At 60.6% G+C, this 14,506-nt stretch carries 6 protein-coding genes; 3 read left to right on the top strand and 3 right to left on the bottom strand.

The features are described 5' to 3' along the window. Positions 1-94: 94 nt before the first annotated feature. The 3 genes from JF616_18080 to JF616_18070 form a co-directional block, all read right to left on the bottom strand. Positions 95-1,513 (bottom strand): right-handed parallel beta-helix repeat-containing protein, encoded by a 1,419-nt coding sequence (locus tag JF616_18080; protein MBW8889669.1) that lies wholly within the window; start codon positions 1,511-1,513, stop codon positions 95-97. Positions 1,514-1,691: 178 nt separating this feature from the next. After that, entirely contained in the window at positions 1,692-5,180 is a 3,489-nt protein-coding gene (gene mfd / locus JF616_18075; protein MBW8889668.1) for a transcription-repair coupling factor, read from the bottom strand. A 441-nt stretch (positions 5,181-5,621) separates the two neighbouring features. Beyond that, the gene (locus JF616_18070) at positions 5,622-7,568 is read right to left on the bottom strand and encodes a response regulator (protein ID MBW8889667.1); all 1,947 of its coding nucleotides are present in this window, start codon (positions 7,566-7,568) and stop codon (positions 5,622-5,624) included. 210 nt (positions 7,569-7,778) lie between these two features. On the opposite strand from JF616_18070, the gene JF616_18065 reads away from it, so the two are divergent. From JF616_18065 to JF616_18055, 3 genes are all read left to right on the top strand, one after another. Beyond that, entirely contained in the window at positions 7,779-11,384 is a 3,606-nt protein-coding gene (locus JF616_18065; GenBank protein MBW8889666.1) for a hypothetical protein, read from the top strand. A gap of 176 nt (positions 11,385-11,560) precedes the next feature. Then, complete coding sequence (locus tag JF616_18060) at positions 11,561-12,976, top strand: PQQ-dependent sugar dehydrogenase (GenBank protein MBW8889665.1); 1,416 nt, start codon at positions 11,561-11,563, stop codon at positions 12,974-12,976. A 148-nt stretch (positions 12,977-13,124) separates the two neighbouring features. Then, positions 13,125-14,506 (top strand): hypothetical protein (locus JF616_18055; GenBank protein MBW8889664.1); only part of this gene is annotated, 1,382 nt, incomplete at its 3' end.

The raw sequence follows: 14,506 nt of genomic DNA, 5'->3' as shown, positions 1-14,506 counted from the left end.
AACGCCGAAGGCGGGCCGTCAAGTGGGGCCCGCCTTGGAGCCGGGCCGCGAAGGCCCAGCTCGGATAGGATTTTTCCTGGAGTTCCGGCTCTCGTTACGGCACGCCGCCGGCTTCGATCGAGCCGATATCGCAATAGCTGTAACCATAGGGCCGCCGCATCCCGCGTTGATCGTCGTAAAAGCATTGGTGGTAAACGTCGGTTGCCACGAACCCGGCAAGTGCAATGCTGTACGAATACGGTACGTGGACGGGCAATGCGAATCCGTCATTGGTCGAGCCCACGGCCAGGGGTTGCAGGTAGGGATCGACCGGATAGCTTTCGGAGCCGACCCCGGCCCAGGAACCGTAAGATCCCAAGAGCCAGTCGCAATTGTCGATTTTCCCCACGACATTCGAATAAGTGGTTGAGGCCGTCGGGCTGCCGCCATAGGTATAACAATCGTGGCCTTTATAGTTCCAACCCGACATAGGCAACCGGACCGAGTTCTTGGCGACGACGTTGCCTTGGGTATAATAGAAGACGCCGAAATAGTCCTTCAGCCCCAGGCCGCCGCCGTAGCGCGGTTCGGGCGAGAACTGGACCGGATTACCGGCCACATTGTAGGCGATGGTATTGAATCTCAGGTAATTGGTCCCCGAGCTGGCGCCGGACTGACTGGCTCGGAAGAGGATCCCGCCGCCGGGGCCAGTGCACTTATTCCCGCTAATGGTGTTCTGGTACATGCTGACGTTGACATTGCCGCTGATCTCTATGCCTCCCCCCCGGCAAGACCGGTTGTTGGAGATGGTGCTGTGATGGATGGAAGCCTGGGCCGTGCCCCCGAGTTGCATCTCTACGGCGATCCCGCCCCCGCCCCCGGTCAACCCGCCACCCGAGCATTGCCCGTTGTTGGGGTCGGAGTCGATTGTCAGACCCCATTGGGTGTTCAAATTCCGGTCCACCAGGCAATGCAGCATGTAGAAGTTGCGGGTCTCCTGTATATCCACCCCGGATCCGTTTTGGAAGGACTTATTGTTCAGGAAACGGCAGTAAAAGATTTCGATGTCATCCGCTTTGTAGGCGGAGAGTCCGCCCCCCCTTGCGGGGCCCAGCCCATTCTGCACGGTGATTCCGGTCAGCGTCAGAGTGGGCTTGTAACCTGTTGATCCATCGACTCTGAAAAGCAGTCTCTGACCCTGGCCGTCGAAAATGTACTTCTCGGGGTACAAATGGGTGTTGGAGCCGTAGAGATTCACTTTTCCCTTGGTAAGGGTGAGGGTGCTGGGCGGTACGAAGGGAAGCGTATTCCCGTACGCGTCCTTCACCCAGGCCAAGTACAGGTTATAGGTATTGGCCGGATTGGCATTCGCGGAATCGAAAAAAGCAGCCAAGGTCGAAACCTGGGTGATATTGGTCTTGTTTATGGTTTGCTGGGCGCCGGCCATTCCCGTCCAGAACAGGGCGGCAAGGGCAGGCAAAACGTATTTTCGGACCGCGCCTTTCGCCCCTTCGTTCGAACTCAGTGTCATCATGAATCGACTCCTTTCTTCTCCCAGAATGGGCTGCTCCGGTCGGCAATGACCGCGAGAATTGGACGCGCGGCACGCACGGATTGCCTCACGGGAATATAGAACCGGGACGGTCTCTGCCCGGCCGTAGATCCCGCGTCGACGATGTCAGAGAAGATGGGTTCTGTTCTGGGAGGCGGGTCTAAACACCTTGGACCAGGTCGCGCAGGATTTGCGAGGCCTGAGCGATGAGCGCATGCGTGTCGCCCTTGGTCGGCGGGTTCAGCTCCACCAGCATCTGCAACGGCTGCGTATACAGGAAACGCATCGGCCGTTTGAATTTCTTCACGAGCTCGCCCAAGGCTTCTTTCTCCGGGACATGCATTTCGGCGAATTGCAGATTGAGAAGGTTTCCGTTTAGGACCACCTTCTGGAATCCCATTTTCTGCGCGGCCACTCGGGCGATCATGCTCGCGATCAGCACCGACACTGAAGGCGGCAATTGCCCGAAGCGGTCCAGCAGTTCCCCGCGCAATTCGTCGAGCTGGGCGATCTCCTCGCAACGCGCCAGCTTCTGGTACAGGGCCACGCGTTGGAAGCCGTCCTCCACGTATTCCTCGGGGATGAAGGCGTCTTCCGGAAATTCGATTTCGGGATTGAGCGGCGGGATGATCTTGGCGCCCTGCATTTCCTTCACCGCCTCGCGCAGCATGCGATGGTAGGTTTCGAACCCTACCGCCGCAATATGCCCGCTCTGCTCCAACCCCAGGATGTTACCCGCCCCGCGGATTTCCAAGTCGCGCATGGCGATCTGAAAGCCCGAGCCCAGGTCGGTGAACTTCTCTAGGGAGTACAGACGTTTCTTGGCCTCGTCGGTGAAGCGGTTGGCGTCCGGGCTGATGAGGTAGCAATAGGCCTTGGTAGCGGAACGGCCCACGCGCCCGCGCAATTGGTACAACTGCGACAGCCCGAACAGATCCGCGCGATTGATGATGATGGTATTCGCGTTGGGGATATCCAACCCGGACTCGATGATGCCGGTCGCGACCAGCACGTCGTACTCGCGGTTCACGAAGGCGGCCATCACCTGCTCCAGGCCCACCTCATCCATCTGCCCGTGCGCCATGCCCACGCGCGCATGCGGCACCAGGCCCTCCACGTTCTTGGTCACCTCGGGAAGATCCATCACGCGGTTATGCACGTAGAAAACCTGCCCGCCGCGGGCCAATTCCATTTCGATGGCGTCGCGGATTTGCTTGGGATCGTGGAAGAGGACGCGCGTGTCGATGGGCAGACGGTTGCGCGGAGGCGTGGCGATGATGGATAAGTCGCGCGCGCCCACCAGGGACATGTTAAGGGTGCGCGGGATGGGCGTGGCCGACATGGAGAGCACGTCCACGTGGGTCCGCATCTCCTTGAGGCGCTCCTTCTGCTTCACCCCGAACTTCTGTTCCTCGTCGATGATCATCAGGCCCAGATCCTTGAAGGCCACGTCCTTGGATACCAGCCGATGGGTGCCGATGATGATGTCGATTTCGCCGCGCTCCAGGGCCGCCAGGGTTTCCTTCTGCTCCTTGGGCGATTTGAAGCGGTTCAGGTAATCGATACGCACCGGCCAGGCCGCGAAGCGGTCGGAAAAGCTGCTGAAATGCTGCGCCGCGAGGATGGTGGTGGGCGCCAATACGCATACCTGCTTCTTGCCCGCCACGGCCTTGAAGGCCCCGCGCATGGCCACTTCGGTCTTGCCGAAGCCGACGTCGCCGCAGATCAGGCGGTCCATGGGCTTGGGCCTTTCCATGTCCGCCTTCACGTCGGCGACGGCTTTGGCCTGGTCCGGCGTGAGATCGAATTCGAAGGCGTCCTCGAACTCCTTCTGCAGATGGGTGTCCGGCCCGAATGCGTAGCCCGGGATCACCGAACGCTTGGCGTAAAGCTCGATCAGCTCCTTGGCCAACTTGACGATCGACTTCTTGGCCTTCTCCTTCTGGTTCTCCCAGCCCTTGCCGCCCAGCTTGGACAGGACGGGGACGTGGCCTTCCTCGGAGGAATATTTCTCCAGCTTGGAGAGATCGGTGACCGGCAAGGTCAGCTTGTCGGAGCCGTAGAAATCGAGCAGGATGCAATCGACCTGGATCTCGGCGGGGACCGGTGCGTCGATGCCGCCTGAGAACGGCGGGCGGGTCTTGATACGCTTCACGCCTACGAAGCGGGCGATGCCGTAATCCTCGTGGACCACGTAATCGCCGCGCGCCAAGGCTTCGAAGTTCTGGATGGAGACTCCGCCGCCCTTGTTCCGCTTGCGCTTGACCGCCCGCGAGAAGCGGTTGAAGATCTGGTGATCGGTAAAGACGGCGATGCCGTCGTCGCGATCGATGAAGCCGCCGTTGAGATGGCCCACCGCCACGCCGGCGATGGGTTGCTCCGCGGTCAGCTTGCGCAGGCGATCGGCCTGGCCTTCGTTGGAGGAAAGCAGGTAGATGCGGATGCCTTCGGCGTCCAGATCGTGGAACACGTGCTCGACCTGGGCCAAACCGCCGCCGCCGCGTCCCTGGTCCTGCATATCGAAGGTGCGGCAGCCGGGGCCTTCCCAACTCAAGCGCCCCAGCCGCAAGGAGGGTTTTCCGCTTAGCAGGCTTTCCAATTCCTTTAGCGAGAAGAAAAGCTCTTCGGGCTTGGCGACCCATTTTTCCTTCGCGAGCGCCTCGGAGTAGCCTTCCTTGGCGCCGTCCCAAAGCTTTTCCACCCCGGCCTTGAGCCCGTCCTGATCGCCCACCACCACGCGGGCGTTCGGGCCCAGGAAGTCCAGCAATGAATATTTCAGATCCTTGAAAAAGGCTTTTTGCCAATGGATGCCTTCGAAGTCGCGCTTCACCATCAGGCGATGGTTTTCGGCCTCGAATGATCCTTCCCCCACGAAGCGATCGAGATGCTTCTCCATCCCCGCTTCCAGTTCCCTCGGGGTGAAACAGCATTCGTCCAGCGGGAAGACATCCACGGACGGGATTTCCTTCACCGAACGTTGCGTGAAGATGTCGAATTCCTTTACCGATTCGATCTCGTCCCCGAACAGCACGATGCGCACGGGATTGTCGAGGAGGTACGGATAGACGTCGATGATTTCGCCGCGCACGGAGAACTCCCCGATGTCCTGCACCACCGGGGCTTCGTTGAATCCCATATGCAACAAGGTGGACTTGAAGTCCTCCAATTGGATGGTCTGGCCTTTGGCCAGGGTGAGGATTTCCAGATGCAGGGAATCCGGGCTCGACAGCCGCGTCAGGAAGGTCGGGAGGGCGGCGACCACCACCGAGCGGCGCTTACGGTACAAGGCCTCGAAGACTTCCAGCCTTTGCTCCAGCACGTGCCCGAAGGGCTTGCGCCATTCATAGGGCTTGAGATCGAGCCCGGGGAAGAGCAGCACTTGTTCTTCGCCCAACCAGGATTCCAGGTCTTCGGCGACCATCTCGGCCGTCTTCGAGTCCGGGGCCAGGTAGAGGATATCGCCGGCGGACTTGCCCGCGCTTCCGCCGTCGTGAAACTGGCGGGCGATGAGGGCGGAAACCGATGAGCCGGCGAGGCCGGCGACGTAGAGAGGATCGGCCGCGCGGAATTCGAGTTTGGCCAAAGCCGGGAAGGCTTCTTCGCCGAAGAGTTCGCTTAAGGGAAAAGTACGGGCGGCTTTGGTTTTCAAGGGAAAGGACAAAATAGGAAAGGCGGGTGGGGGTGGCTCTGCTGTTGAGGTTGGTCTGGCCGGGGCGTGGCTCCGGGATGCCTCGGCTATTCGCTTGCGATGCGGTTGGGTCAGTACACGGCCTGTAGACGCGACCGCCCGCGCAATTGGGGAGCGCGGGCTTTCGATGTGGGAAGTCATGCGCGTCTTTAGGCCGTGACGCTCATAACTCGGCAGCCCGGAGACCCGCCCCGGCCGGGCTGACCATCCACCGCCCCCGCCCCGTTGTAAATCGCCAGGAGCCGGTCCCGGCCCGACCGCCGGATTCTCCCGCCAGACCCACTCCGCTAGAATGCGAATAGACATATCCCGGCCCGTCCGCCTCGTCGCTCCAGCCAGACCCATTTCGTTGTAGGACAGAGGCTCGCGCTATTTTTCGCACCGGTCTGGGGGCGGGTTGTCTTAAGCGGGTGCGTTGCCTTCTCGGGAGGTCTGGGCAGCTTGGCCCACCGCGGGAGCGTCCAAGAGTTTGCGGACGAAGGAGAGGAGTTGGGAGGTGGAGAAGGGCTTCTGCAGGAATGCGACGGAGTCGTTGAGGATGCCGTTGCGGACGGCCGCGTCTTCGGTGAAGCCGGACATGTAGAGGATGCGGATGTCGGGACGGCTGCGTGCCAGTTGGCGAGCCACCTCCGAGCCCTTCAGCTTGGGCATGATGACGTCGGTAACCAGGATGTGGATGGGCTCGGCATAACGCCGGGCCAGATCCAGGGCCGCCTCGCCGTCATGGGCGGAGAGGACGTGGTAGCCCGCGGACCTGAGGACTTCGGAGGCGAGCCGGCGCACGGCCGCTTCGTCTTCGACAAGCAGGACGGTCTCATGCCCGGGACGCTCGGCGACGGGGGTCTCGGCGGCTTTGGCCTCGAGGGCGCCCGCCTCCGGAGCCAGGGGGAAATAGAGTTTGAAAGTACTGCCCCGGCCCGGTTCGCTGGTCACCATGATATGTCCCTCGCTCTGCTTCACGATGCCGTAGACCATGGAGAGACCCAGCCCGGTCCCTTTGCCCGGGGCTTTGGTCGTGAAGAAGGGTTCGAAAAGGCGCGCCATCACTTCCGGACTCATCCCCTGGCCCTTGTCCGAAACCGCCAGCATGGCGTAGTTCCCGGGCCGGAAGGAATCGAGCGCCCCGATCATCCCGGTCGTGAAAGCGAAGCCGGCGGTTTCGATCAAAAGCTCGCCGCCATCTGGCATGGCGTCGCGCGCGTTGACGGCAAGGTTGATGATTATCTGCTCGAGCTGGCCGGGATCCATGCGGATAGGGGCTAAATCCGGATCAAGGCGGGTGGCTACCGTAAAACCTTCGCCGATGATACGGCGGATCATGTTCCCCATTTCAGCTACGACCTTGTTCAGATCGACGCTCTGGGGGGAGAGGAGTTGCTTGCGGCTGAAAGCGAGCAGTTGGCGCGTAAGCTGGGAGGCGCGTTCCCCGGCCCTCGCCACCTCGATCAAATGCTCCCGCACGGGGTTCTCCGCGGGCAGCTTGACCAGGGAGAGGGAAGTGAATCCGTTGATGGCGGTGAGCAGGTTGTTGAAATCGTGCGCGATGCCTCCGGCCAGGCGGCCGATGGCGTCCATCTTCTGGGCTTGCTGCAATTGCTCCTGGCTCAGGCGGAGGGCCGCCTCGGTGCGCTTGCGCGCGGTGATATCGCGCAGGTGGACCAATTGCGCGGGCAATCCCTGCCACTGCGTTTCCGAGATCCAGGACTCGGCGATGAGCGGGCCCTCGGAATCGGCGCCGTAGGTGAACTCCGCCGCGGCGCCGCCTCCCGGCGCTTCCGGCACCCGGCCTCCTACGGGGTCGGCCGGGGTCCCGGGGAGGTACTGCCGGGAAGACGGATTCGCGAAGACGATGGTGCCGTCCATGGCGAGTACCACGATTCCGCCCGGGTCGCGCTCGACGATGTTCCGGAAGCTCTCGCGCCCCGCCGCCAGTTCCCAGTTCTTTTCGGCCAATTGGACATTGATGCTTTCCAGCTCTTCCGGAGTGCGAAGGCGGAGGGCCTTGGGAATGACCGGGTACAGCGCGATGGTGGTGGCGATGGAGGCGATGGCGGTGACCACCTTGATGACGCCTTCCAAGCGGTACAGGGGATGCCAGAGCGTGACTACGCCCATGATATGGGTGGTCCCGCAAGCCAGGATGAAGATGCCGAACATGATGAAGAGCGATGGGTAAGGAAGGTGCCTGCGCTTCCAGACGAAGTAGACGAGGGCGAAAGGGATCAAGTAATAAGAGGTGGCGGTGACGGCGTCCCCGATCACGTGCAGCCATAGGATATCCGGGGTCCAGAAAAAGCAATGCCCGTGGGGCATAAAGCTCGAGTCCAGGATGCTGCGGAGGTAATTCATTGGGCGCGCGTGATACCGTGGTCGATTATACCACCTGCCCGAAGAACTTTAGCTTTCCCGCCAAAGGTCCCGGGTACGCACGGGCTGTGCGTACCCGGGAATGCCTGGTTAGTCTATATTTCGAGCCGATCGCGGAAAGGGCGCCCTATCTTACCCCAGAACACGGCTCTTCGCACATACGCGCGCCGCGCGCTCGGGGCGCTGTTGTGCATGGCGGCCCTCTATGCCTGCCTGCGCGTACTGGTTCTCGAATCCGCGTTCCTCGACATCGCCGGAAAACCCCGGGCCCAGCTGGCTATCGATTCCATCCGACTCGGCGCCGTCGGCGCGGGGTGCAGCGCGCCTGATTCGATCACCGTATTCGGCAAATCCGCCGCGAAATCGATCATGGAAATCGGCGTTGGGGACAGGGTCTTGGCCCAAGGTCAGACCGGGTCGGACGGTCTCTTCGCCATCGCCGCCAATATTCCACTCCGGGCGAAGCGGGTCTGGGCGCGCGACCAGGGCGGGCGTAGGTTGGAAAACGCGCGGGTCGAAGCGAACATCCCATGGGGATTCCGGTTCGAACCGGCCTGGGCCTTATGGCTTTCCGATGTAGGCGGGCTTTGGATCACGGGTGAGACGCTTCCGTATGAAGCCTTCGACATCGGGCTTCCCGGCGATACCGCCGGATTCGCCAAGGTCGTTGCGGACGAGGACGGGGTGCTGGATGCATTGGTCCGGTTTCCCGGTAGCGCGCCTTCGGAAATAATCCTCCTGCCGGCGCGTCAAATCCAGAGCTACGGACCGATCATGCTGAAGGTCGCGCGCGCCCGGCTCGACTCCCTGCCCCTCTCCCGCATACTGCGGATCACCTTGCCGCCGCGATCGGCCTTGGATAGCCTGGCGCTCCGGACGGAAACGACGAAGGCTTCCGAGCGGAAGGCGATACGGGAAAGCTATCCGCTGCTCCTCAAGGCCATTTCCGCGGAAGTGGAATTCGAAGTGCGCTTGCCGGTGGGGCATCCTTACCTGAAGGCGTACGCCGCCGGGCTGATCACCCCGGAGACGTTTTTCGAACGGACCGTGGGCCGCTTCGGCGGGGAAGCCAATCCCTTGTTCCTTAACGAGGCGGACACGCGGGCCTCCGGATCCCGGTTCGAGGGTACCGGCTCCGATGATTATACGGTCCTGGAAACGACTACCGCCTTGCTCCGATCGGATACGGCCAGCGCAGCCGTCCACGGAAAACTGAGCATGCTGGTGGGAAGCAACCTCAGCTTGACCGGAACACGGTACAATTCCCAAACGCCTTCGCTCGGATCGATACCCATCCTTACGGCGAAGGATAGCCTGATCGTGAACTTGAACGGCCGCAAGCTCGGCTGGCTTTCCAATTCCCTGCCCTCCTATTCGGATGAAGCCCGGGCGGTTTGGATCGGCCGTAACGATTGGAATGATACCGCGAAGGGCCGGTTGGTCTTGGGTCCCGGCGGCCTTGCCGTTGGGAAAGGCCAGTCCTTCGCCATGGGCTTCAAGGATCTGGAGGGATTGGACGCTCTTAAGGAACGGCTCGAAAGGCTCAGGAAATCGGGCAAGGGTGACGGGGCCATCTCGCGCCGGGAATTCCTCGCCTCCTTCGAAGAGCGCAATTCCGGGGGCCTCGTGGCGCGCTTTTGGCGCACGCTTCTCGAATTGATCCCGTTCCTCTGGGCCTTCTGGATGATCAGCCGCCGCTCCGGGAAAGAGAGCTCGCTGTGGCGGCCCTTGCTGGCCATGGGCATCTTCTATGCGTTGTGGACCTGCCGCGATTTGCTCTGGTTCCTGGAAGTGGGCTGCTACCGGTTGCCCATATGGCGCCAATTCTTCGGAAGCCTGGCCCATCGTTCCAGCCTACCCAGGCCCGAGCTCCTCTGGTCCTCCGGCTTGCTTTCCGGAGAGGTATTCTGGCTATTTTTCCTGGTCCTCATCGGATCCGCTCCCTTCTATTTCAAGGGGCTCGCGGGCGAATCCGCGGTCTCCCGGGACCGGGCCTGGGACGGCCCCTCCTTACGCAGGCAAGGCCTGCAAATCCTGATCTTCGCCCTCGGCCTCGGCTTGGCCGCCTGCCTTTTCACGGCCTCGACCCGTTTGGACGGGACGAGCGGACCGGGCGGCCATTCCCATCCGGTATTCCTTTCATCCCTGCTCCGGCATTTCCCTTTCAACGGGCCGCTGGGTGCCGGGTACATCGCTGTGGCGGAATTGGCGCTGGCCACCGCCGGATTCGCGGCCTTCGGTTTCCGCGGACTGCTTTTCGGCCTGGGCCAGGCCGGTTTCCTGCTGTATATCTTGCTTCCGCGATTCCAGGAACGGCCGTTCGGTTTGGACCTGGGCAATCGGGAGACCGTCGCCTGCCTGGTCCTGATCGTCACGGGGCTCGCCGCCTTCCCGCTGGTCCGCAAGTTGTTGGGGCGCATGCTCCCATTCCAGTCCGGGTTGGCCCATGCGCTCATGTCCGCCAGCATGATCGCCGCCTTCCTCGCGTTCCCCTACCTTCCCGCCCGCACCCTGATGCAGGCCGCCAGTTTCCTGCTCTTCACGGGTCTGGCCTGGACGGTATGGCATGGCATGCCTACGCCGGCCCTAGCCATCGCCCGGAAAACGACGCATCCCCGCACGATTCCGATCCTCGTGGGAGGCGCGTTGGCGGCGGCCATCGCCGTGGGCTGGCCCATGTCCGATTCGGTTAATTCCCTTAAGCTTTCCCAAGTCGGGCCATTGGTGGAAAAGCTGGAAGGCCTGCTGCCCTTCCTGTTCGGGCTCGGTTTCCTGATCCGCATCCCGCCGGAAAGCCGTCCGGGAAGCGTCTCGTTGCGCGACGAAGATCTCATGACGGGCGCGTTCGTCTTCGCGGCCTTGCTGGTGGGGACTTCCACCACCTCCCTATGGCTCCCCATCCCGTTCCTGGTCGCCCTGGTGCTGATCAAGTTCCGCCTGTTCCGTCCCGTCGCCGAGGTATCCCAAAGCGGCGAAGCGGAATTGAACGATGCCCAAGCCATGTCCGCCTACCTGCGGAAAGCCATGGCCGGCTCCTACGCGCGGACCAAGCTGCGGTCCGCGCTGGATTCCCTGGACGATCTCCTGCTGAAAGGGACGCTCACTCCCAAGGACTACGCCGAGAAGAAAGCGGGATTGCAAACCCACTTCGAAACCCGCGCCGAGCAACCGTTGCCCGGGATCGAGGACGTGAGCAAGCCCAATTCGGGCGCGCCCTGGGTTTTCTCGGTGGCCGGCCCGGACATCCGCCGCAATACGTGGGAATGCCTCCGCGTGGGGGCGGTGCTTTCCGTGGCGCCCATCCTGATCGGCATTTACCAGAACCTCCCCAACCAAACGGCGGATTCGCTTTTCCCCTTGGCGGATTGCGCCCTTTACCTGGCCGCGGCCTTATTGTACTGGCTCGTCCTGGTTTGCTTCTTCGGCATCTTCTTCCCGTACTTGCGCGGCAGGACCGGCCTTACCAAAGGCGCGCAGTTCGCGGTCTTGCTGGTGATCCCGAGTTTCGTTCTCCGCGTCCTGGAGGCCCAGGATTTGTCCGATATGCGGCCGCTGATCCTGTGGTCCATGCAAATCCTCGGCTTCATGAGCCTGCTCGGGCTGCTGGCGGGGGATTGGAGGCTGCTCAAGACCAACGGATTGCGGCCGCGCAACCTGCTGCTGGTCCATAACCTCCCTTTCCTTTCGGCCTATGCCTCCGTGATCGTCGCCGCCTTGGTTTCCGGGGTGGCGGCCCTCGTGCAGGGCAAGCTCAAGGACATGTTCGGCTTTTTCCTGGATAAGATCACTCGCCAGTGAGCGGCGCCGGGGATTAGCTTTGCCTACGTCCGGGGAAATAAGGGGAAGGTATGCCATTATCACAGGGTAAGCGTTTATCGATATGTCGAATTAGATCCCTCGCATGGGCGGCGGGATGCCTCGCGGCCATCCCTAATCTCGCGACCCTCGCGCGGGCCCAGGCGGCCGACCCCTGCATGACCGTGGCCGACTCCGAACTCAAGAAGGTCTCCATCATCAGCACGGGATTGGCCAATCCCATGGAACTGGCGATCGCCCCGGACAATCGCATTTTCATCGTCGAGCGCGTGAGCGGCAACATCAAGATCTACGATCCCGCCACCAAGCAAACGGCCACCGCGGGCAAGGTTTCCGTCTTCGCGACCGCGCCGCATACGGGCCTGCTGGGCATCGCCTTGGATCCGGCATTCGCCACCAATCATTTCGTCTACGTCTATTACACCCATCTCACCTTGGCCCAGCACGAATTGGCCCGCTTCACCGAGGCCGGGGGCGTCTTGTCCGACGCCTCCAAGGTGGTCGTCTTGACCGTGCCCGGCATCCGCTGGGCCGATCAGCATCATTCGGCGGGCTCCTTGGCCTTCGGCTCCGATGGGAACCTCTACATCTCGACGGGCGAGAACGTGGACCCCAACGTTTCCCAGGGCTACGCGTCCACCGGAGCGACCCGGCAGGAAGATACCCAGGCGACGGCGGCGAACACCAATGATCTGAACGGCAAGATCCTGCGCATCCATCCCGAAGCGAACGGCACCTATACCATCCCCGCGGGAAACCTTTTCCCCACCCCGACCGCCAAGGAGAAGGGCGAAATCTTCGCCATGGGCATGCGCAATCCCATCCGCATCGCGCTGGATTCCAAAACGGGATGGGTCTATTGGTGCGAGCCCGGCCCCGATGCGACGACGGCCAGCACCACCCGCGGCCCCTTGGGCCGGGACGAAGTCAACCGGGCCAAGGTCCCCGGCTTCTTCGGCTGGCCCTATTTCAACGCCGACAACCAGGCCTATATCATGAACGGCGTCAAGCAGGATCCGGCGCATGTCACCAACCATTCGACCAATAATACGGGTGATACCCTGCTCCCGCCCGCCCAGCCCACCATCTTGGCCTACGGGGATGCCGATGCCCCCTCCGCCGTTTTCGCCAACGCCGACGCCCGCGCCGCCGTCGTAGGCGGCCTCTACCGCTTCGACGCGGCCCTGAAATCCCCCAACCGCCTGCCCCCGCGCTACGACGGAAGCCTGTTCATCATGGATTGGGCGCGCCACTGGATCAACGAAGTCACCTTCAAGGCCGACGGCTCGGTGAACTCGATCGCCGCCTTCATGGCCAGCAGCAAGCCCAACGGCCCCATCGACATGGCCTTCGGCCCCAACGGCGATATGTTCCTGCTGGAATACGACGGGAACAGCCTCTCCCAAATCCAATACACCGGCGCCTGCAAGATGGACGGCTCCAGCGCGCTCAAGTACGGCCTTACCTCGCCCCGGAAACCCGCCGGCATGCGCATCCCGATGGAAGCCTACGTAGGCCGCCGCATGGGACCGGAAGCCAAAGCGTTCTGGGCCGGGCGTCTGAAGTCGCTCTAAAGTATCAGAATCGGGGTCATGGGTTTCCTCCCGAGTTTTCCGTTCAGGAGGAAACCGAAATGAAGTACTTTCAGCCCTGCGGTTTTAAATCGCGATTCCGTTTAAGGGAGAGAGAAAAATGTTTAGGTGCATTGGCAGGCTCGCCGGCTTGATACCCGCCAAAATTGGAATTGCTTTTGCGGCAATATTGATTTCAGGCTTTACCGTTTATGCTTCTAATGTGAATGAAGCCGAGCCGAATAATGCCTACTCTACATCGGATACTATTTACGCGAATGATACGGTGAGCGGTTCGGTAGGTCCCCAAGACCTAAGCGACTTTTACGAAATTACCGTGGCTAATACCGGAAAGCTCAAAGTCAAGCCGCTGGCGACAACCATCGGCCAAGATTATTCGGTTTGGGTATACATATATACCCCCACCGTCAGCGGGGCCGGATCCGTGACAAGCAGTTATGTTTCAGCCGCAGGAACCGATACCCTTTCTCTCTCCATTGACCCGGGAACCTATTATATCCGGATTTACAATAATGCCGCGACCAATTATAAATTCACTACGGTTTTCAAAACGCAAGAAGAGGTCGCGAATGACGTCGGGCCGAATGAAGTGGCCGACAGCGCGACTACAATCGGTCTCGACCAAGTTGTTACCGGCAGAGTCGGCTATTGGAGGGGATCTTCAACTGCTCTGGGCAATAAAGACAAGCAGGACTATTATAAAATCGCCGTGACGAATACTGGCATACTCAAGGTTAAGCCCCAAGTAATGACCGTCGGCCAAGGCGATTCGATTCTCGTGGAGATAATTCCCGCTCTCGGGATAGCTGCGACAGGTGGAGTATACCGGACTTACTCGGATACCACTACTGATACCCTGGCTTTTCCGGTTGAACCGGGTACATATTATGTCCTAATCAAAGGCGATTTTGACGGTACTAACTATAAATTCATTACGACTTTTCAAACGCAAGAAGAAGTCCCTGTCGATGTTGAGCCGAATAATTCGGGCGACAGCGCCATTCCAATCGTTTTCGGCCAAGTTCTTACCGGAAGAATCGGTTATTGGAGCCCGCCAATATCCGCTACGGACAGAATGGACTTTTACAAAATCATCGTAACGAATACCGGCATACTCAAAGTTAAACCGCAGGCGATGACGATTGGCCAGAATTATTCGATTCGGGTTGATATAACCGGCGCCAACTGGCTCACAACCTTGACTGGCAAAGCCGTTTCATCCGCGGCAACGGATACTCTTGCCTTTCCCGTAGAACCGGGCACCTACTATATCCGGATTTTTTATTATGAGAATGATCCGGCACTTACATATTTCATCACTAACTATAAATTCACCACGTCGTTCCAAACGCAGGAAGATGTCCCGGTCGATGTTGAGTTGAATGATACATTTTCCCATGCCGCCACAATCGGCCTCAACCAAGTTGTCACTGGCAGGATAGGCTATTACAGCCCCAATTTTTCCACGGTAGACAGCAGCGATTATTATAAAATCGCCATAGCTACCGCTGG

Source organism: Fibrobacterota bacterium (assembly GCA_019509785.1).
In the GTDB taxonomy this organism is placed as follows: domain Bacteria; phylum Fibrobacterota; class Fibrobacteria; order UBA11236; family UBA11236; genus Chersky-265.
The sequence above is the reverse complement of the archived record's forward strand: the minus strand, read 5'-3'. Positions and strand labels throughout refer to the sequence as shown.

Excerpts from the sequence above, each read along its gene's own strand:
- JF616_18065 (MBW8889666.1), top strand. The coding sequence starts at position 7,779 with ATGGCGGCCCTCTATGCCTGCCTGCGCGTACTGGTTCTCGAATCCGCG.
- JF616_18080 (MBW8889669.1), bottom strand. The coding sequence starts at position 1,513 with ATGATGACACTGAGTTCGAACGAAGGGGCGAAAGGCGCGGTCCGAAAA.
- JF616_18070 (MBW8889667.1), bottom strand. The coding sequence starts at position 7,568 with ATGAATTACCTCCGCAGCATCCTGGACTCGAGCTTTATGCCCCACGGG.
- JF616_18060 (MBW8889665.1), top strand. The coding sequence starts at position 11,561 with ATGACCGTGGCCGACTCCGAACTCAAGAAGGTCTCCATCATCAGCACG.